Raw genomic sequence first — 18,692 nt, 5'->3', positions numbered from 1 at the left:
CCTTTTACCGCTTCAGCCATTCCCCCGCGCGGGCAATGGCCGCGTCGGCAACCGGAGACACGCCGGCCAGGAAGTGGAAGACGTGCTGCTGGCCGGGGCTGACCTCCAGCGTCGCATCCACCCCGGCGGCCCGGGCCAGCGCGTGAAAGCGGCGACTATCGTCCAGCAGCACGTCATCGCCACCGGTCTGGATCAGGATCGGCGGCAATCCTGACAGATCAGCATAGAGCGGGCTGGCAAGCGGATCGTGACGATTGCCGCCAGGCCCCAAGAACACATCGACGAACGCCACCGTGGCCTCTCGCGCGCCCAAGGCATCGACGGCAGCGTTGGTGTCATAGGTCTCGCCGGTCGCCTCCAGGTCAAGATAGGGGGCCATGGCCAGCACCCGGCCGGGCAACGGCAAGCCCAGTTCGCGGGCGCGCAGAAGCGTGGTGATCGCCAATGCGCCGCCCGCAGAATCGCCCACGAACGCTACCCGCGACGGCGCGATGCCGGTTTCGAGCAGACCGTGATAAGCCGCCGCGCAATCGTTCACCGGTCCCGGATGCAGGTTTTCCGGCGCGCGCCGGTAATCGACGATCAGCGCACGGCACCCCGCCGCTCTGGCGAAGTGACCATAGAGCTTGCGGTGGGAATACATCGAACCCAGCACATAGCCGCCGCCATGGAAGCACAGCAGCACCCGCGTATCGTCCGCCCCTTTGGGCAACACCCATAGTGCGGGCAGCCCGCCGATCGCGTCCTCGACATAATCGATGCCGCGTGGCTCGGCGGTCACATCGCCCCAGTGTTCGAACAGCGCCCGCACATCCTCCAGCGGCATGTCGGGCCTGGCCGTGGTGCGCGCGACCCAGCCGGCGTACAGTTCTTGCAGCGGATCGGGGGAATGGTCGTTCATCAACGGGCTCCTGCGGGCCTTGCGGCTTACTGCCGGTATTTTCGCAATCGGCGATAGATCGTGGCACGCGAGATGCCGAGTTCACGCGCGGCCTGCGGGACATCGCCGTTGCTGCGCTCCAGCGCGGCGATGATGGCATCGCGCTCGATCCGGCCGAGTTGCCCGCCGCCCGCCGTGCCACGTGGAACGAGGCCATCGGGCAAATCGGCTAACGCCAGCACCCCGTCGGGCGACATCGCCACCAGCCCTTCCAGAACATTGCGCAGTTCGCGCAGGTTGCCCGGCCAGTCATGCGCGGCCAGCACCGCGATCAGGCCAGGCTCCAGCGCGGGCCGCGCCTCTCCGGGCAGCAGTATCTGGTCCAGCAGCGCGTCGATCAGCGGGGCCAGATCGGCAAGCCGGTGGCGCAGCGACGGCAGTTCGATCGTGCCGCCTGCCAGCCGGAACCACAGATCGGCGCGGAACCGCCCGGCATCGCGATCAGCCGCGAGCGAGCGGTTGGTGGCGGCGATCACTTGCACAGTCACCGGCCGCTCGCGCGATTCGCCCAGCCGGCAGACGATCCGGTCCTCCAGGACCCGCAGCAGGTAGGGCTGCAGCTCCAGCGGCATGTCGCCGATCTCATCGAGGAAGATGGTGCCGCCATCTGCTTCCTCGAACTTGCCACGCGCGCCGCCGCGCCGGGCCCCGGTGAACGCGCCTTCCGCGTGGCCGAACAGTTCGCTGGCGGCGAGATCGCGCGGCAATGCGGCGCAGTTGACCGCGATGAACGGCGCGTCCTTGCCGGCGGTGGCAGCATGGATGGCGCGGGCGGTCACGTCCTTGCCGTTACCGGTTTCGCCCAAGAGCAGGATCGGCATGCTACGGCGGGCGTAAAGCTGGGCGCGTTGCAACAGCGGCGTGAGCGACGGGCTGGCCGCGGCCACCACCGCCAGCGACGGGGCGAGCGTCACCGGCGCGCGGACCGGGCGGATCGCCGGCGGACGCGCGAAATGGATCAGACCGCCGCTGCCATCCCGAAACCATTCGATATCCGCGCCGCGCAGCCACTGATCGGCCTCGCCGCCACCGAATTCCGGCAGAAACCGGCCGCGCACGCATTCGGCGTCAAACCCGGTGAGCGATTGCCCGGCTGCTAGTTCCGGCCCGCCGTGCCGCATGCCCTGGAAAGCGACAACCCGGCCATAGCGATCGAACGCTACCAGTCCTTCGCCGCCGCGTTGGGCGGCAGCATAGGCATCGCGCACACGCGCCAATTCGGCGGTGACGCTGGCGGAAATGTCGTCCCCTACCTCGCCGATGATCCGGCACAGCAGATCGCGCATCGCATCCACCGAGCCGGCATCGTCCGACGTCAGGTCGATCACGCCCAGCACCCGCCGGTCATGCGGATCGCGCACGATCTGGGCCATGCAGGTGAGCCGCTTGTCAGCCTGGCAGAAGTGCTCGTGCGCGTGGATCTGCACCCCCCGCCCTAGCGCCAGCGCGGTGCCGATCGCGTTGGTGCCGCTGTTGCGTTCATCCCAGCCGAAGCCGGGGGCGCTGAAATCCTGTGACAGGTGCGCCACGTAATCGCGGTTACCGTCGATCGTCAGCAGCACCCCGTCGGCATCGGCGGCAGCAATGGCGCAGCGGCGGCGGTCCAGTTCGTGCCAGAGCTGCGGAATGCGGCCCAGCAACGCCTCCAGGAACAGCTCGTTGCGTACCCTGAGGTGGCGCATGTGGTCTGGCGTGGCGACCGGCAGCGCCCCGGCGCGAAACGGATCGACCCCCAGCGCGCGCGAACGCCGCCAGGATTGCAGGACGACCGGGCGGATCGCCGCATCCTCCACCGGCTGATTGGCAATGAACCGCTCCCAGTTGCGCTCAACCTGCGCGAGATAATCGCGCGTAGGCGCGATCGGCGCGGCATGACCTTGCGGCTGTTGCATCATCGCTCTCCACTCGCCCGCGAAGCGCGGGGCCAGGCGCGGATCGGCGCGCATCGTGCTATCGCGATGCTGCGCCGCCGGCCGGGGGCGAGTGTAGGCCATGGTCAGCAGTCTTCAAGCACGATCCGCCCGACCACCTTGCCCGCGTCGAGCAGCGCCAGCGCCTCGTTAGCGCTGTCCTTCGGCATACGGGTGACGGCGAAGGGCACGAACCTGCCCGATTGGGCCAGCGCGATCACTTCGGCGAGATGGCGGCGGTTGCCGGTGATGGTGCCCATGATCGTGCGCGGCCGGAAGATCAGGCCGGCAAGCGACAGCGGCAGTTCGCCGCCGCCCACGCCGACCAGCACCAGCTTGCCCTGCTTGCCCAGCGCTTCCAGTGCCAGCGCCACGGTGGGGGCGACGTTGACGAAATCGAACGCCGCCTGCAGCAGCCCGCCGCCTGCAGCGGCAACCTGCTCCTGAGCGTCCCCGGCGCTGTTGTCGATCGCGGCGGAAGCCCCGGCCTCCAGCGCCGCCGTGCGCTTTTCGGCCGACAAATCGGCGACGATCACGTGCGCGAAGCCGAGCGCGCGCAGCATCCGCACCGCGACCAGCCCGAGACCGCCGGCACCGACCACCAGCACCGCCTTGGCGGGATCAAGCGGCATCGCCTTCTGGATGGCCGAATAGACCGTCAGCCCCGAGCACGGGAACGTCGCGGCAACGGCAGGGTCGATACCATCAAAGGCAAACAGATAGGTCTCGTTCGGGACCACGATATGCGAGCCGAAGCCGCCGTCCTGAATCACGCCGAGCCCGCGCGGCGTATAGCACAGGTTCTCATTGTCGCTGTTGCACAGCTCGCATTCGCCACAGCCGATCCACGGATAGACGATGCGCTGGTCGCCGATCGCCACGCCGCTCGCCTCCGGGCCCAGCGCCACCACCGTGCCGACAATTTCGTGGCCCGGCGCGCAGGGCAGCTTGACCCCGCGATCGGTGATCCTGAGGGTCTTGCCGCCACCCAGATCGAACACGCCATGGACGAAATGGAGGTCCGAATGGCACACTCCGCAATGGCTGACCCGCACCAGCACCTCGCGTCCGACCGGCACCGGATCGGGCCGCTCCAGGCAGACGAGCGGCTTGTCATTTTCCACCACGGCCCACAACTTCATCGCCTTCTCCCGAACATCGCTGCCCCCGCACCGGGGCATATTTCCTCCCTGTCCTAGCCAAAACCGTGCCAGCCGCCGCCCGGCGCGGTTGGCGGCGGATTTCGCGGTCCGGAACCATCACCGCCGCGTCTCAATTTGCGACGCGGCGGTGATGCGACGGATCAGCCTGCACCTCGCGTGCTCGTTTTCACGTCATCCCCCGGCGCAATGCCGCGGCTGGCACGCCGCTTGCTGACCAGCCCCGGGCGAACCCGACCAACGGGCGCAGCGGTAGGTACGGGAGAGTAGGCAAGCCATGCATGGATCAGGCGCGATGCGGTTGAAGTACAAAGTGGCGCTGGTGACCGGCGCGGGGCGCGGGCTGGGCCATGCCATCGCCGGCCAGTTCGCCCGCGAAGGCGCACACGTGTTCTGCTGCGACGTGGATGAAAGCGCCGCCTGGGCCTGTGCCGAGCAAATTCTTGCTGAAGGGGGCAGCGCGGCCGCTATCGCCATCGATGTGGCGGATCGCGCCGCGATTCCGGCCATGGCGGCTCAGGCGCTGGCCGAGCAGGGCCAGGTCGATATCGTCTGCAACAACGCCGGCGTGCTCGACGATTTCCGCCCCGCCGCCGATACCGACGATGCGCTGTGGGACCGGGTGCTGGCGATCAACCTGACCGCGCCGTTCCTCATCAGCCGGGCTTTCATCCCTTCGATGCTGGAGAACGGCGGCGGCACGTTCGTCAACCTCGCTTCCATGGCGGGGCTGATCGCGCAGGCAGGCGGCACCGCCTATACCGTTTCCAAGCATGGCGTCATCGGCCTGACCCGGCAGATTTCGGCCGACTACGGCCAGCGCGGCATCCGCGCCAACGCCATCTGCCCCGGTTCGATCGACACCGCGATGAGCCGCGATTTCCTCAAGGATGCGCCCGAAGTGCAGGCCATCGTCGATAGCGTTCCCGCCGGCCGCATGGGCCGGCCGGAAGAGATCGCCGAACTGGCCACCTATCTCGCCAGCGACTCCTCCGGTTTCATCCATGGTGCCGCGATGGTGATCGACGGCGGCTGGACCATCCGCTGAACCATCCCGCTCCGCCCAAACGAACAACAGCAGGAACGTCATGAGCGACAAGGAAGCCCAGAGGATCGCGGCCATCCGCGACAAGTACGAAGCCGAGCGGGCGCGGCGCCTGCGCCCGGCCGGCACCGATCAATACGTGTTCGCCGAAGGCCGCCACGCCCACTTTGCCGACGATCCCTATGCCGGCCCGCCTCCCGCCCGCGCGGCGCTGGACGAAGAACTCGACGTGCTGGTGATCGGCGCGGGGTTTGGCGGGATCGAGGCCGGGGCGACGCTGCGGCGCAAGGGGATCGGCAACTTCCGCATCCTTGATGCCGCCGGGGATTTCGGCGGCACCTGGTACTGGAACCGCTATCCGGGCCTGCGCTGCGACGTCGAATCCTATATCTACCTGCCCTATCTGGAAGAAACCGGCTACGTCCCGACCGAGCGGTACGTGCGCGGGCGCGAAATCCTGGCCTACTGCCGGCAGCTTGGCCGGCATTTCGACCTGTATGACCGGGCGCTGTTCCAGACCAAGGTGACCGGGATGGTGTGGGACGAGGATGCGGCGCGCTGGATCGTCTCGACCTCACGCGGAGACGCCCTGCGCGCGCGCTTCGTCACCACGCAGAGCGGCATTTTCAGCCGTCCACAACTGCCCGGCATTCCGGGGATCGAGGACTTCGCCGGGCACGCCTTCCATTCGGCGCGCTGGGACTATGCCTATACCGGCGGCAGCACCGATGGCGGGCTCACCGGCCTTGCCGGCAAGCGCGTCGGCGTGGTCGGCACCGGCACCACCGCCCTGCAAGTGGTGCCCGAACTGGCGAAGGACGCCGGATCGCTGACCATCTTCCAGCGCACCCCGACGGCGGTCGGCGTGCGCGACAACGGGCCGACCGATCCCGACTGGTTCGGCGCCCTGCCCCCCGGCTGGCAGCGGCAGCGGATCGAAAGCTTCAACCAGATCGGCAACGGCGAAGAGGCCGACTGCCCGGTGGACGATGGCTGGGCGCGGTTCTTCCGCCTGATGATGTCGGCCGCGCAGTCGGTCCCCGAACCGGATCGCACCCTGGCCGCTATCGGCGCAGCGCAGGAGGCGGCGGACTTCGAACACAACGAAGTGGTCCGCGCACGGGTGGACCAGCATGTGCGCGATCCCGAAAAGGCAGCGATGCTCAAGGCCTATTACCGCACGATGTGCAAGCGCCCCGGCTTCAGCGATGACTATCTGCCCGCCTGCGACCGCGACAATGTGCGGATCGTCGATGTCAGCGGCGGGATCGAACGGATCACGCCGGCGGGCATGGTTGTCGATGGGGTGGAGTACCCGCTCGACTGCCTGATCTTCTGCACCGGCTTCGAACTGGGCACCACCTGGGCCCATCAGGCCGGGTATGACGTGATCGGGCGCGGCGGGCAGCGGCTGTCGGACAAGTGGGCGAACGGGATCAGCACCTATCACGGCCTGTTCAGCCGGGGCTTTCCTAACATGTTCTTCATGGGCCTGACCCAGACCGGAGCGACTGTCAGCGTGCCGCACATGCTGCAGGAACAGGTCGATCACCTGACCTGGATCATCGAACGTCTGCTGCCGCGCGACAGGGCCAGCGTGGAGGCGAGCGCCGAGGCCGAAGCGGCATGGCAGACAACGATCGCGGCGGTGAACGAGGCGCGCCGGCCGTTCCAGGAAAGCTGCACCCCCGGCTATTTCAACGCCGAGGGCAAGCCGCAGGACCGGCGCAGCGCGATCGGATCGGGGATGTTCTTCCCCTCTACCGCATTCTTCCGCATGCTGGCCGAATGGCGCGCAGCAGGCGATTTCGCCGGGCTTGAACTGCAAGAGCGACACGAGATGGGAGAGGTTCCATGACCGGGCACGCATCGCCGGAACTGCTGTTCCGTCCGCTGACCATCGGCCGCACGACGATCCCCAACCGGATCGCCATGGCCCCGATGACGCGCGGGATGTCACCCGGAGGGGTGCCCGGCCCGGATGTTGCCGCCTATTACCGCAGGCGTGCGGAAGGCGGGGTGGGGCTGATCATCACGGAGGGCACTTGGATCCCGCAGGCCAACGCGTCCAACGATCCCGGTGTACCCGACTTTCATGGCGAGGCGGCGCTAGCAGGTTGGGCCGAGGTCGTCCGTCAGGTCCACGCTGCCGGGGCCGCGATCATCCCGCAACTGTGGCACATCGGTGCCGCACCCAAGAGCGACGTCGCCGAAATCTATGGCGACCGGCCCGACGGCATCGGCCAGCCGATCGGCCCGTCCGGGCTTGGCGCACCGGGCACGCCGGTCGGCCGGGCGATGACCCAGCGCGATATCGACGATGTGAGCGAGGCTTTCGTGCGCGCTGCGGTTTCGGCCTTCGCCATCGGCTGCGACGGCGTGGAACTTCACGGCGCGCACGGCTATCTGATCGACCAGTTCTTCTGGGAAGAAACGAACCTGCGAGAGGACGGATACGGCGGCAGCGCCGCCAATCGCAGCCGCTTCGCCGCCGACATCATCCGCGCCATTCGCGCCGCGACCGCGCCCGACTTTCCGATCCAGTTGCGGTTCTCGCAATGGAAGATCCAGGATTACGGCGCGAAGGCGTGGCACACCCCGGCGCAACTCGAAGCCTTCCTGGCACCGCTGGCCGATGCCGGGGTGGACATGTTCCACTGCTCGCAGCGCCGCTTCTGGACGCCCGAATTCGATGGCTCCGATCTCAATCTGGCAGGCTGGACGAAGCATCTGACCGGCAAGCCCACGATCACCGTCGGTTCGGTCAGCCTCGACCTCGACATGACTGTCAGCCTTTACGAGAACCGCCCGACCGCCATTACCGGGATCGACGCGCTGTTCGATCGCATGGCCCGGGGCGAATTCGACATGGTGGCGATCGGCCGCGCCCTCTTGTCAGACCCCGCCTGGGCGGAAAAGGTACGGCGCGGGGCAATCGGGGAACTGAAGCCGTTCGACAACTCGGCGCTGCGCACGCTGGTGTGAGGCGCGAGCTTCGAATTGACGGGCCTTAAACCGTTCGTGTCGAGCGAAGTCGAGACACATCAGCGCCAGAGTGTCTCGACTTCGCTCGACACGAACGGAACTTGGATGAAGCCCGGGCACGCGCGGGGTCCCCGCACTCAGTCCAGCAGCGCCACCTCGGTCGCCCGGGTCCCCTCGAAAGGCCGGCGGCCGTGGCCGGTCAGGAGGTTGTCTAGCAGCATCAGATCGCCGTCCTGCCAAGGCCACTGGTAGGTGTAGCGATCCACCACCGCGCAGAGCGCCGCATCGTCCTCGGCGGAAAGCGCGCTGCCATCGCCCAGGAACGCGCCCGAGGGGTACTTCTGCGAGGCGCGCAACTGGGCGGCGGCACCGGTGTTGTCGTAGGACCCGCCGTAGAAGTGCTCCAGATGCAGGCCGCTGCGATAGATGCGTTCACCGGTTTGCGGGTGGACCACGAAGGCATCTTCCTGGTTGAACACGGTCAGGCTGCCGTCTTCGTGCCACAGCGGCTCCATGTGCCGCCGTGCGCAGATCGCATCCACTTCGACCTCGGAATCGGTGTAGAACGCGAAGTCCCAGCCGCGCTTGTCCATCAGCCGGTCCTGCTGGGCGCTGCCGGTCTTGGCCGCAAAATTGCGCACGTTGCGAATCCCCAGCGCCTCCAGCCGATCCCGCACCGCTGGCGGCAGCGCGGCGGTAATCGCGCGCATGTCGGCAATCTTGGTCTCGCCACCCTTTTCGGCCACCTTGCGTGCGAAGAAGGCAAGGCGCGGCGGGTAGTCGCGGATATAGAACATTTCCTGGTGGATCGGGATCGACTGGTCGCCGGTCCGCTGCGTCGCTTCGTAGACCCCCTTGGCGACAGACCGGCGCGCCGCCGCGCCGCCCTGATAGCCGCCGGAAAATTCCTCGAAACAGCCCATCGCCGCGCTGAAATCCTCGGATGTCGCCAGCGGAAATCCGCGCAGCACAACGCCGCCGTGCGTGCGGATCAGCGCGTCGAGTGCCGGACGGTGGCGGGTGATCCAGCCGGTCGCCTCGGCGATTCCGGCGAATGCCCCTTCGCGCGCGACGATGAACAGCGGCGGCCGGCCTTCGCCCAGCTTGTGGCAATCGACCACATCGTCGAGCGCGGCGATCCGGGTGGCTTGCATCGTGGCCATCGCTATTCCTTCCATGACGGATCGATCCGCTCCATCCGCCGCAGCAGCGCGCGCCATTGCAGGGTGCCTGCCCCGATCTCCGGGTGATCGATCAGGATGCGGCGTGTATTCTCCAGCGCTTCGGGCGGCATCATCAGCGCATTGTCGATCCCGCCGGCCAGCGCCGCCACCTGCATCTTGCAGGCCATCTCCAGCCGGTAGATACCGATGAACGCTTCGGCGCAGCTCTGCCCGCAGGCGATCAGGCCGTGATTGCGCAGGATCATCAGGTTGCCGCTGCCCAGACTGGCAACGAAGCGTTCGCGCTCGTCGAGGTTGAAGGCCGCGCCTTCATAATCGTGATAGCCGATCCGCCCATCAATCAAGGCGGCGTGCTGCGACACCGGCAGCAGCCCGCATTTCATCCCCGAAACCCCGGTCCCCGCCGCGCTGTGGGTGTGGATCACGACATGCAGATCGGGCCGCGCCTGATGGATCGCACCGTGAATGACATAGCCGGTGATGTTGAGCCCGAGGTCCACGTCCGGCCGGAGCACCACATCACCATCGAGCGTGATCTTGTAAAGGTTGGAAGCGGTGACCTCGTCATACATCAGGCCATAGGCGTTGATGAGGATATGGTCCGGTTCGCCCGGGACGCGCATGGTGATGTGGTTGGCGATCAGATCGGTCATGCCGAAGTGATGGACCATGCGATAGAGCGCGGCGAGTTCGACCCGAGCCGCCCATTCTTCGGCGCTGACCCTTTCGCGCATCGGCGCGGACGCGTCGCGTGTTCCGGCAGTGGCAAGCATCCCAAACTCCCAGCAAACTGCGCCTGCGGACGACCCCGGCCCGGTGCCGCGACCGCCGGGTTTTCGCCCGGTCGGCCTCGGCAAAGGCTGGCCGATTCTACCCGTCGGTCAAGCGTATTGCGTCACATATCGTCGGGCGAAATCGAAGTAATTCCGGTTCCAGCAATACTCGATCCAGCCCACGCCCTGCTGCCCCTCGATCTCCACCGTCACGGCAGCCTCGTTGAGGTAGATTTCCGGATCGTAGGTATCGAGCTGGAGCGAGGTGAAGGTGCGGCACGCCACATCGACCGAGCGGCCATCGCTGTCGGTAACGGTCGCGTTCACCTGCTGATGGATCATGTTTTCATCGTACTGCGTCTTGTACGTCACCCCGGCAAGCTGGCGCATCACGCCGTCCTTGTAGAGAAACCCGCGCAAGTGGGTGGCCCCAAACGAATGCATTTCGAAGAAGTGGATCGAACAGTGCGCGGTGGTGACGTGGAACCACTTGTAGTGCTGATTGAGCCCCCAGATGCGCGGGCCCCACGAATGGTCGCGGATAAGGAAGCCTTCGTGGTGGAAGCTCTTGCCGTCGATCGTGACATCGGCGTTGAGCCGGCCGTGCTGTTCGGTCCGGTCATCGCCGTAGTAGGGCGGATTGCCGTCCGGGTGCGAACTGAAGGCATAAGGCGGGTGCAGCGCTTCGTAGCGACCCTTGAACTGGATGCGTTCGCCCTGCCATTCCAGATCGACCAGCTTGTACGGTTCGCGCACCGCCATCGTCAGCGGGCCCATCCTCCAGTCGTCGAAGTCCATCTGGGCGCTGACCGGCAGTTCCACTTCCTCCGCCACCGGTTCGGGCAGGCCGGGGCCGAACAGATGCGTGCGGGCCTTGGCCGGGCCGGTGGCGCGGACCGAGGGGTAGATGAACCCCGCTATCCCCTGCTCGGGAAACAACAGCATATGCGCAAGCGATTCGCGGCCATCGGCACGCAACTTGTGGCGCATGGCATGCTCTGCCGGAAACCGCGCGAATTCCTGCGTTATCGTATCCATGTCCCAAACCTTCTTGTCGCTGCCTGGCGCGCTTTCCTCTCTCAACAAGACCGCGCCCATATCCTGCGTTCTATCGCTTTTCTTCGGAGACAACAGTCCCTTTTTCCAGTTTTTGCGAAACGCTTGCACGCCGAAAGTATTTAGTTTTCTGATATTTTGTCGGATTTGTGTTGAGGTCCTGATCAGCCCCGGATAAGCTTCACCCCGATACCAGAACCAGATGGCGGGAGAGGCTGATGACTGACACGACGCCGAGCGATCCCGTCCCCGCCTGGGCCCATCGCACAGGGCTTCTGGCCCTGGGCCCGGCCCTGCCCGCCAAGGGCGATGCGGGCGCGCTCGACCGCCACCTGATCTGCGAACGCATCGCCCGCTATTGCTGGGCCTATGACGAACGGCAGGAGGACCTGCTGGCCGATTGCTTCACCGAGGACGGCATCTGGGAGGGCAACGTGCTGGGCAAGATCCCGATCGGCCCGTTCGAAGGCCGGGAGAAGGTCCGCCAGTGGCTTGCCGGCTTCTGGCCGCACCAGCACGACCAGCGCCGCCACATGATCCTCAACACGCTGGTTGAGGCGCAGGACGCGGATACCGCCACCACGCTCAGCTACCTGTTGCTGATGGGGGCTGACGGCACGGCGGTGAAGCTGGAAACCACCGGGTTCTATCGCGTCCACTACCGCAAGGAAGGTGAGACCTGGCGGATCGCCCGGCTTACCGCCGGATTCGACGCCCCGTTCTGGCCGGGCAGCATCGAAACGATGAGCGACCGCGGCCGCGCCCGCCACGGGGTTGCGAAGCGCACCTGACCTGAAAACCTCAGGCGCGCGCCGCGGGCGGCAGGCCTTCCTGCACTCCTGGGCGGCTTGGAAAATTTAAACGACTGTTTGCGTCCCGTTGCGAACATTCAGCCCAGCGCCGCCCGGCTACGGAGGAAAGACAAGTAACGCTCATCTTCTATGGCGAACACATCCGCGCCTGCCCCCATATAGGCACGCATAAGTTCGTCGGCGGCCCGGTCGTGTTCCCCAGTATCGAGTAAGACCTGACCTAAGCGAAGATGGAGAAACGGGTTTCCAATGGCATCCGGACAAACCATCGCGAATTCAAGTGCCTCACGCGCAGAAGTCTTATAGCCCGCGAGAAATGCCGCATCCGCGATGGCAGCCAAAATCCATGTGGCTGCTTTCCATTGGTTCTTTGGCTCCGGCACAATCTCCCATGCCCGATTATACTCGGCAATTGCTTCCTCGTACTTGCCAGACGCTGCAAGCAAGTCGCCGTCAGCACAAAAGCGCGTGATTGCGTCAAGCACGGTGGAGGGCAATTCGATGGCTTTCATGGCATCTGAGGATAACGCTTTGCGGGGTGCTGGCAACGCCGCTCTCCACCAGTCTCGGTCATTTCCCCACTCCTGAATTTGTCCATGCAGCCTTAGACCTACGTCCCGGTCCGCGTTGTCAGCGCAGGTGCGATCCTGCTTGACAGAAAACCGTGTAAGGCACATTACACTCATGAGTGCATAATGATCGAACGGGTGAGTTTTTGCCGGTCGATGCCGCCGATCAGGCCCGCGATAACTACGCATGGCCATCGCGCGCGCAATGTGATGTGAAAGCCCCGCAAGCCCGTCGTCGGGCCGGACTATTCAGGGAAAAGAGGACAAGAGCATGGAAATCAACGGACAGGCAGCCATCGTCACCGGCGGCGCATCGGGGCTGGGCGGCGCGACTGCGGCGCGGCTGGCGCGGGCGGGGGCCAAAGTGACGATCTTCGATCTCAACGAAGAACTCGGCATGGCTCACGCGAAAGACATCGGGGGCCACTTCATCAAGCTCAACGTGACCGACGAGGCGGCGGTGGACGCTGCGATCGCGGAAGCCGAAGCGCTGAACGGCAAGGCGCGCATCCTCGTCAACTGCGCCGGCATCGGCCCGCCGGCCAAGGTCATCGGCCGCGATGGCAAGGCCATTCCGCTGGCCGATTTCTCCAAGATCATCACCATCAACCTGATCGGCTCGTTCAACGTGCTGTCGAAATTCGCCGCGCGCATCCACGATAGCGAGACGGTAGGGCCGGAAGAGCGCGGGGTTATCGTCAATACCGCCAGCGTCGCCGCGTTCGACGGGCAGATCGGCCAGGCCGCCTATGCCGCGTCGAAGGGCGGCGTGGTCGGCATGACCCTGCCTATCGCGCGCGAATTCTCGCGCTATGGCATCCGGGTGATGACCATTGCGCCGGGCATCTTCCTGACCCCGCTGCTCGCCTCGCTGCCGCAGGAGGCGCAGGATTCGCTAGGCAAGCAGGTCCCCTTCCCCACCCGTCTCGGCAAGCCGGACGAATATGCGCTGATGGTCGAGCAGATCGTCACGAACCCGATGCTCAACGGCGAAGTCATCCGCCTCGACGGCGCGATCCGGATGGCTCCCAAGTGAGCGGGATCGGCGCGGAGCGAACGGCCGCGATCGCGGCGAAGGTCGAAGCCTTCGTCCGCGATGTCGTGATCCCTTACGAGAAGGACCCGCGCCGCGACCATCACAACTGCCCGACCGAGGAACTGGTCGAGGAACTCAAGGCGCTGGCCCGCGAGGCCGGCGTCCTGACCCCGCATATCCTCGCGGACGGCAGCCACCTCAACCAGCGCGAAACCGCGCAGGTGCTGATCAGGACCGGACTGTCGCCGCTGGGGCCGCTGGCGTGCAACACCGCCGCGCCTGACGAAGGCAACATGTACCTCCTGGGCAAGGTCGGCAGTGCCGAGATCAAGCGGCGGTTCCTCGATCCGCTGGTATCCGGCAGCGGGCGGTCGTGCTTCTTCATGACCGAACCCGCCAGCCTGCAGGGCGCGGGGTCTGACCCGTCGATGATGATCACCACCTGCCGTCGCGACGGCAACCACTGGGTGGTGAACGGCAAGAAGGCGTTCAGCACCGGAGCGCAGGGTGCCAAGGTCGGCATCGTCATGGCCCGCTCCGAGGAGGATGACAGCAAGGGCGGGGCCTGCATGTTCCTCGTCGACCTGCCTGATCCGGCGATCATCGTTACCCACGTCCCCAACACCATCGACAACTCGATGCCCGGCGGCCACTGCGAAGTGACCATCGACAACCTGCGTATCCCGGCCGACCAGATGCTGGGCAATGCCGGCGAAGGATTCACTTATGCGCAAGTGCGGCTGTCGCCGGCGCGGCTGTCGCACTGCATGCGCTGGCTCGGGGCATGCTGGCGCGCTCACGAAATCGCGACGGATTATGCCAACCGCCGCATCGCCTTCGGCAAGACGCTGATCGATCACGAAGGCGTCGGCTTCATGCTGGCCGAAAACATGATCGACCTGAAGCAGGCCGAACTGATGATCGACTGGTGCGCCGACGTGCTCGATACCGGAGCGCTGGGGACGGTCGAAAGCTCGATGGCGAAAGTCGCGGTGTCCGAAGCGCTGATGCGCGTGGCCGATCGCTGCGTGCAGGTGATGGGGGGCAGCGGCGTGACCGATCACACCGTGGTCGAACAGGTGTTTCGCGAAATCCGCTCCTTCCGCATCTATGACGGCCCCACCGAAGTCCACAAGTGGAGCCTTGCCAAAAAGATCAAGCGGGACTGGAAAGCCGCGCAGGCGGGAGCGCACCGGTGACCGAGGCGACCGGACAGGACGCCAATGCCGGCACCACCCCGGTTCGCGAGGCGTACCGTTTCGACGAGGCGGCGCTGGCCCGGTGGATGGAAGCCCATGTGGCGGACTATGCCGGGCCGCTCACGGTGGAGCAGTTCAAGGGCGGACAATCCAACCCAACCTACAAGCTGGTCACGCACGGCCGCAGCTATGTGCTGCGGCGCAAGCCGCCGGGCGCGACGCTGCAGGGCGCGCACGCGGTGGACCGCGAAGCGCGCATCCTGACCGCGCTGGGCAGCGTCGGCTTTCCGGTGGCGCGGGTCTATGGCCTGTGCACGGACGAAAGCGTCATCGGCACCTGGTTCTATGTCATGGCGATGGTCGAAGGGCGGATCTTCTGGGACGCGACTTTCCCCGGCGTCAGCCGCGAAGAGCGCCCGGCCTATTTCGATGCGATGAACGCCACCATCGCCCGGCTGCACGCGATCGATTACGAAGCGCTGGGCCTTGGCGATTACGGCCGCCCCGGCAACTACTTCGCCCGCCAGATCGCGCGCTGGACCCGGCAGTACCACGAAGACGCCGATGCCGGCCGCGATGCCGATATGGACGCGCTGGTCGAATGGCTGCCCGCCAACATCCCGGCGGGCGAGGAAAGCAGCGTGGTCCACGGCGATTTCCGCTGCGACAACATGATCTTCCACCCCACCGAACCGCGCGTGATCGCGGTGCTGGACTGGGAGCTTTCGACGCTCGGCCATCCGCTCGCCGATTTCGCCTATCACGCGATGATGTACCAGATGCCGCCCGATATCGTCGCCGGGCTAGGCGGGGCGGATCTTGCTGCGCTGAACATTCCGTCCGAGCAGGAATATGTCGCGGCCTACTGTGCCCGCACCGGGCGCGACGGGATCGCCAACTGGGATTTCTACGTCGCCTTCAATTATTTCCGGCTGGCGGCGATCTTCCACGGCATCAAAGGCCGGGTCATTCGCGGCACCGCCGCTTCGGCCCATGCGCAGGAGCGCGCGCGGGCGCTGCCCCGCCTTTCGGCACTGGCCCGCCGATCCATGGAGAAATGCCGATGAGCGATAACCCTGTCCTGCTGACCATCGATGGCGCAGTGGCGACCGTCACCCTCAACCGCCCGCAGGCGGGCAACACCATCAGCCAGCCGCTGGCCGATGCCCTGCTCGACGCCGCGATCCGCTGCGACAGCGACCCGGCGATCCGCTGCGTGGTGCTGACCGGGAACGGCAAGCTGTTCTGCGGCGGCGGTGACATCAGCGCCTTCGCCGCTGCCGGGGATGGCGTGCCGGCGTTCCTCAGCCGCCTCGCCGGGACCGTGCACATGGCGGTGACGCGGTTCCTGCGCATGCCCAAGCCGCTGCTGGTGCTGGTAAACGGCCCGGCAGCGGGGGCCGGGCTCAGCCTCGCCATTTCGGGCGATATCGTCATCGCTGCCCGGTCTGCGCATTTCACGGCGGCCTATGGCGCTGTCGGTCTGACCCCGGACGGCGGCATGTCGTGGCTGCTGCCGCGCCTTGTCGGCATGCGGCGGGCGCAGGAGATCATCCTGACCAACCGCCGCATTAGCGCCGAAGACGCCGCCGACATCGGTATGGTGACCCGTACCGTCGATGACGACCTGTTGGCCGAAGAAGGCGCAAAATTGGCCCGCCAGCTTGCCCGTTCCGCCACCGGGGCCGCTGCCGGCGCGCGCGCGCTGCTGCTGGAAAGCACGAACAGCGCGCTGGAAACCCAGCTCGAAAACGAAACGCGCCGCATCGCCGTGGCCGGCGGCTCGGCCGAATGCCGCGAGGGCGTCAGCGCCTTCCTAGAACGGCGCAAGCCCGATTTTTCTGGAGTAGCATGAGATGAACGAAGCTTTCATCGTTGAAGCCGTGCGCACCGCCGGCGGTCGTCGCAACGGGGCGCTGGCCCACTGGCACCCGGCCGACATGGCGGGCGAAGTGCTGAACGCCCTGCTCGATCGCACCGGTATCGATCCTGCCGCGATCGAGGACGTGATCTTGGGCTGCGTTACCCAGGCCGGCGAACAGGGCTTCGCCTTCGGGCGCAACGCCGTGCTGGCATCGCGCCTCCCGGTCAGCGTTCCCGCCGTCACCATCGATCGCCAGTGCGGTTCCTCGCAACAGGCGATCCAGTTCGCGGCGCAGGCAGTACTTTCAGGCACACAGGACATCGTCATCGCCGCCGGCGGCGAGAGCATGAGCCGGGTGCCGATGTTCTCGAACATCGCGCTCCACGCCCGCGAAGGGTTGGGCGAAGGCCCGTTCAGCGAGCGGATCAGGCAGCGCTTCGGCGTCGAGACTTTCAGCCAGTTCGAAGGCGCGGAGATGATCGCCGCCAAGTACGGCTTCGACCGCGAGACGCTGGACCGCTTCGCGCTGGAAAGCCATCGTCGCGCCGCCGCCGCCACCGATGCCGGCCGTTTCGACAGCCAGATCGTCCCGCTCGCCACAGTCGATGGCGGGCTGCACACCAAGGACGAAGGCATCCGCTATGACGCGACGCTGGAAGGCATCGGCTCGGTCAAGCTGCTGAAGGAGGGCGGCGTGGTCTCCGCCGCCAGCGCCAGCCAGATCTGCGACGGCGCATCAGCGGTGCTGATCGTCAACGAACGGGCGCTGAAGGAACACAACCTCACCCCGCTTGCCCGCATCGTCAACATGACAGTGACCGCCGGCGATCCGGTCATCATGCTGGAAGAGCCGATCCCCGCGACCAAAAAGGCGCTGGCCCGCGCCGGGATGTCGATCGCCGACATCGATCTTTACGAGGTGAACGAGGCGTTCGCCCCGGTCCCGCTTGCCTGGCTCCAGGCGCTCCATGCCGATCCAGCGAAGCTCAACGTCAACGGCGGCGCGATCGCGCTCGGCCATCCGCTGGGGGCGACCGGCACCAAGCTGATGGCGACGCTGGTGCACGAACTGCGCGCGCGCGGTGGCCGCTATGGCCTGCAGACGGTGTGCGAAGGCGGCGGTATCGCCAATGTTACTATTGTGGAGGCCCTGGCATGACCCTGCGTACCCGTATCACCGACCTGCTCGGCATCGAACATCCCATCGTCCAGGGCGGGATGATGTGGGTCGGCCGCGCCGAGCTGGCCTCGGCCGTCTCCAACGCCGGCGGGCTCGGCATCCTGACCGCGCTGACCCAGCCGACGCCGGACGACCTACGGCGCGAGATCGACCGGTGCCGGTCGATGACGGACAAACCGTTCGGCGTAAACCTGACGATCCTCCCCTCGGTCAGCCCGCCGCCTTATGCGGAATACCGCAAGGCGATCATCGAGAGCGGCGTAAAGATCGTCGAGACTGCCGGCTACAAGCCGCAGGAGCATGTCGATGATTTCAAGTCGCACGGCATCCTCGTGCTGCACAAGTGCACCGCTGTGAGGCACGCCCTCTCGGCCGAGCGGATGGGGGTGGATGTCATCTCCATCGACGGCTTCGAATGTGCCGGCCATCCGGGCGAGGACGATATTCCCGGTCTGGTGCTGATCCCGGCGGCAGCCGACAAGGTGAAAATACCGATGCTGGCCTCGGGCGGTTTCGGTGACGGCCGCGGGCTTGCCGCCGCGCTGGCGCTGGGCGCGGAAGGGATCAACATGGGCACGCGCTTTTGCGCCACGGTGGAAGCGCCGATCCATGACAACATCAAGCAGTTCATCGTCGCCAACGACGAACGCGCGACCAACCTGATCTTCCGCAAGTTCAAGAATACCGGCCGCGTCGCGAAAAGCGGCGTATCCGACCAGGTGGTGGAGATCGGCAACCGGCCCGACGCGGTGTTCGAGGATATCCGCCCGCTGGTTTCGGGGGCCAAGGGCCGCGAAGCGCTGGAGACCGGAGATCTCGACGCCGGGCTGGTGTGGGCCGGGCAGATCCAGGGGCTGATCCACGACGTGCCGACTTGCGCGGAGCTGGTGTCGCGGATCGCTCGCGAAGCCGAGGAGATCATCTCCTCGCGGCTGGCCGGGTTCATCGCCTGAAGGCCCACGGACATACAGACACGCAA

Annotated in this window: 17 protein-coding genes; 10 read left to right on the top strand and 7 right to left on the bottom strand. The window is 66.2% G+C overall.

Annotated features, from left to right (window positions below; all coding sequences use genetic code 11):
• Positions 1-4: 4 nt before the first annotated feature.
• The 3 genes from IE122_RS01700 to IE122_RS01690 are packed head-to-tail and all read right to left on the bottom strand — an operon-like array spanning position 5 to position 3,992.
• Positions 5-901 (bottom strand): alpha/beta hydrolase, encoded by an 897-nt coding sequence (locus IE122_RS01700; RefSeq protein ID WP_189619352.1) that lies wholly within the window; start codon positions 899-901, stop codon positions 5-7.
• A 26-nt stretch (positions 902-927) separates the two neighbouring features.
• The gene (locus IE122_RS01695; RefSeq protein ID WP_189619351.1) at positions 928-2,934 is read right to left on the bottom strand and encodes a sigma-54-dependent Fis family transcriptional regulator; all 2,007 of its coding nucleotides are present in this window, start codon (positions 2,932-2,934) and stop codon (positions 928-930) included.
• 2 nt (positions 2,935-2,936) lie between these two features.
• Entirely contained in the window at positions 2,937-3,992 is a 1,056-nt protein-coding gene (locus tag IE122_RS01690; protein ID WP_189619350.1) for an alcohol dehydrogenase, read from the bottom strand.
• Between the two features lie 313 nt (positions 3,993-4,305).
• Here IE122_RS01690 and IE122_RS01685 point away from each other — a divergent pair, with 313 nt between their 5' ends.
• Genes IE122_RS01685 through IE122_RS01675 form a run of 3 tightly spaced genes read left to right on the top strand, consistent with a single transcriptional unit; the run spans position 4,306 to position 8,040 of the window.
• On the top strand, positions 4,306-5,058 hold the full coding sequence (locus IE122_RS01685) for an SDR family NAD(P)-dependent oxidoreductase (RefSeq protein WP_189619349.1): 753 nt from the start codon (positions 4,306-4,308) through the stop codon (positions 5,056-5,058).
• 40 nt (positions 5,059-5,098) lie between these two features.
• On the top strand, positions 5,099-6,913 hold the full coding sequence (locus IE122_RS01680; RefSeq protein WP_189619348.1) for a flavin-containing monooxygenase: 1,815 nt from the start codon (positions 5,099-5,101) through the stop codon (positions 6,911-6,913).
• A complete protein-coding gene (locus IE122_RS01675) occupies positions 6,910-8,040 on the top strand; it encodes an NADH:flavin oxidoreductase (RefSeq protein WP_189619347.1) in 1,131 nt (376 codons plus the stop codon). Before IE122_RS01680 ends, IE122_RS01675 begins: the two co-directional genes overlap by 4 nt.
• 137 nt (positions 8,041-8,177) lie before the next feature.
• Here the strand turns inward: IE122_RS01675 and IE122_RS01670 are convergent, their stop codons facing one another.
• The 3 genes from IE122_RS01670 to IE122_RS01660 all read right to left on the bottom strand — a co-directional run bounded on the left by IE122_RS01670 (position 8,178) and on the right by IE122_RS01660 (position 11,035).
• On the bottom strand, positions 8,178-9,203 hold the full coding sequence (locus IE122_RS01670) for a TauD/TfdA family dioxygenase (protein WP_189619346.1): 1,026 nt from the start codon (positions 9,201-9,203) through the stop codon (positions 8,178-8,180).
• A gap of 2 nt (positions 9,204-9,205) precedes the next feature.
• Complete coding sequence (locus tag IE122_RS01665) at positions 9,206-9,997, bottom strand: class II aldolase/adducin family protein (RefSeq protein WP_189619345.1); 792 nt, start codon at positions 9,995-9,997, stop codon at positions 9,206-9,208.
• A gap of 108 nt (positions 9,998-10,105) precedes the next feature.
• Positions 10,106-11,035, bottom strand: a complete 930-nt coding sequence (locus tag IE122_RS01660; RefSeq protein ID WP_189619344.1) for a DUF7064 domain-containing protein — start codon at positions 11,033-11,035, stop codon at positions 10,106-10,108.
• A gap of 236 nt (positions 11,036-11,271) precedes the next feature.
• On the opposite strand from IE122_RS01660, the gene IE122_RS01655 reads away from it, so the two are divergent.
• Entirely contained in the window at positions 11,272-11,844 is a 573-nt protein-coding gene (locus IE122_RS01655) for a nuclear transport factor 2 family protein (protein WP_189619343.1), read from the top strand.
• 98 nt (positions 11,845-11,942) lie between these two features.
• On the opposite strand, the gene IE122_RS01650 is transcribed toward IE122_RS01655, so the two are convergent.
• Entirely contained in the window at positions 11,943-12,377 is a 435-nt protein-coding gene (locus IE122_RS01650) for a tetratricopeptide repeat protein (protein ID WP_189619342.1), read from the bottom strand.
• A 328-nt stretch (positions 12,378-12,705) separates the two neighbouring features.
• Between IE122_RS01650 and IE122_RS01645 the strand changes: the two genes are divergently transcribed.
• Genes IE122_RS01645 through IE122_RS01620 form a run of 6 tightly spaced genes read left to right on the top strand, consistent with a single transcriptional unit; the run spans position 12,706 to position 18,666 of the window.
• Positions 12,706-13,470, top strand: coding sequence for an SDR family NAD(P)-dependent oxidoreductase (locus IE122_RS01645; protein ID WP_189619341.1), 765 nt, complete (start codon positions 12,706-12,708; stop codon positions 13,468-13,470).
• Positions 13,467-14,669: an acyl-CoA dehydrogenase family protein gene (locus IE122_RS01640; protein ID WP_373299082.1), complete on the top strand. Its 1,203-nt coding sequence runs from the start codon at positions 13,467-13,469 to the stop codon at positions 14,667-14,669. The genes IE122_RS01645 and IE122_RS01640 overlap by 4 nt, the downstream gene beginning before the upstream one ends.
• Positions 14,666-15,736 carry a phosphotransferase gene (locus IE122_RS01635; protein WP_189619340.1) on the top strand — a complete coding sequence of 357 codons (1,071 nt, stop codon included), beginning with the start codon at positions 14,666-14,668 and terminating at the stop codon, positions 15,734-15,736. The genes IE122_RS01640 and IE122_RS01635 overlap by 4 nt, the downstream gene beginning before the upstream one ends.
• Positions 15,727-16,524 (top strand): enoyl-CoA hydratase/isomerase family protein, encoded by a 798-nt coding sequence (locus IE122_RS01630; RefSeq protein ID WP_373299080.1) that lies wholly within the window; start codon positions 15,727-15,729, stop codon positions 16,522-16,524. Before IE122_RS01635 ends, IE122_RS01630 begins: the two co-directional genes overlap by 10 nt.
• Before the next feature lies 1 nt (position 16,525).
• Entirely contained in the window at positions 16,526-17,692 is a 1,167-nt protein-coding gene (locus IE122_RS01625; RefSeq protein ID WP_189619338.1) for an acetyl-CoA C-acetyltransferase, read from the top strand.
• The gene (locus tag IE122_RS01620; protein WP_189619337.1) at positions 17,689-18,666 is read left to right on the top strand and encodes an NAD(P)H-dependent flavin oxidoreductase; all 978 of its coding nucleotides are present in this window, start codon (positions 17,689-17,691) and stop codon (positions 18,664-18,666) included. Before IE122_RS01625 ends, IE122_RS01620 begins: the two co-directional genes overlap by 4 nt.
• Positions 18,667-18,692: the final 26 nt, after the last annotated feature.

The organism is Novosphingobium colocasiae (genome assembly GCF_014652555.1).
Taxonomy (GTDB): domain Bacteria; phylum Pseudomonadota; class Alphaproteobacteria; order Sphingomonadales; family Sphingomonadaceae; genus Novosphingobium; species Novosphingobium colocasiae.
Note: the sequence above shows the minus strand (reverse complement) of the source record. Positions and strands in the feature narration are given on the sequence as shown.

What these genes read in the sequence shown, in the direction of transcription:
- IE122_RS01700 (WP_189619352.1), bottom strand. Translation starts at nt 901, where the DNA reads ATGAACGACCATTCCCCCGATCCGCTGCAAGAACTGTACGCCGGCTGG.
- IE122_RS01695 (WP_189619351.1), bottom strand. Translation starts at nt 2,934, where the DNA reads ATGGCCTACACTCGCCCCCGGCCGGCGGCGCAGCATCGCGATAGCACG.
- IE122_RS01690 (WP_189619350.1), bottom strand. Translation starts at nt 3,992, where the DNA reads ATGAAGTTGTGGGCCGTGGTGGAAAATGACAAGCCGCTCGTCTGCCTG.
- IE122_RS01685 (WP_189619349.1), top strand. Translation starts at nt 4,306, where the DNA reads ATGCGGTTGAAGTACAAAGTGGCGCTGGTGACCGGCGCGGGGCGCGGG.
- IE122_RS01680 (WP_189619348.1), top strand. Translation starts at nt 5,099, where the DNA reads ATGAGCGACAAGGAAGCCCAGAGGATCGCGGCCATCCGCGACAAGTAC.
- IE122_RS01675 (WP_189619347.1), top strand. Translation starts at nt 6,910, where the DNA reads ATGACCGGGCACGCATCGCCGGAACTGCTGTTCCGTCCGCTGACCATC.
- IE122_RS01670 (WP_189619346.1), bottom strand. Translation starts at nt 9,203, where the DNA reads ATGGCCACGATGCAAGCCACCCGGATCGCCGCGCTCGACGATGTGGTC.
- IE122_RS01665 (WP_189619345.1), bottom strand. Translation starts at nt 9,997, where the DNA reads ATGCTTGCCACTGCCGGAACACGCGACGCGTCCGCGCCGATGCGCGAA.
- IE122_RS01660 (WP_189619344.1), bottom strand. Translation starts at nt 11,035, where the DNA reads ATGGATACGATAACGCAGGAATTCGCGCGGTTTCCGGCAGAGCATGCC.
- IE122_RS01655 (WP_189619343.1), top strand. Translation starts at nt 11,272, where the DNA reads ATGACTGACACGACGCCGAGCGATCCCGTCCCCGCCTGGGCCCATCGC.
- IE122_RS01650 (WP_189619342.1), bottom strand. Translation starts at nt 12,377, where the DNA reads ATGAAAGCCATCGAATTGCCCTCCACCGTGCTTGACGCAATCACGCGC.
- IE122_RS01645 (WP_189619341.1), top strand. Translation starts at nt 12,706, where the DNA reads ATGGAAATCAACGGACAGGCAGCCATCGTCACCGGCGGCGCATCGGGG.
- IE122_RS01630 (WP_373299080.1), top strand. Translation starts at nt 15,727, where the DNA reads ATGCCGATGAGCGATAACCCTGTCCTGCTGACCATCGATGGCGCAGTG.
- IE122_RS01625 (WP_189619338.1), top strand. Translation starts at nt 16,526, where the DNA reads ATGAACGAAGCTTTCATCGTTGAAGCCGTGCGCACCGCCGGCGGTCGT.
- IE122_RS01620 (WP_189619337.1), top strand. Translation starts at nt 17,689, where the DNA reads ATGACCCTGCGTACCCGTATCACCGACCTGCTCGGCATCGAACATCCC.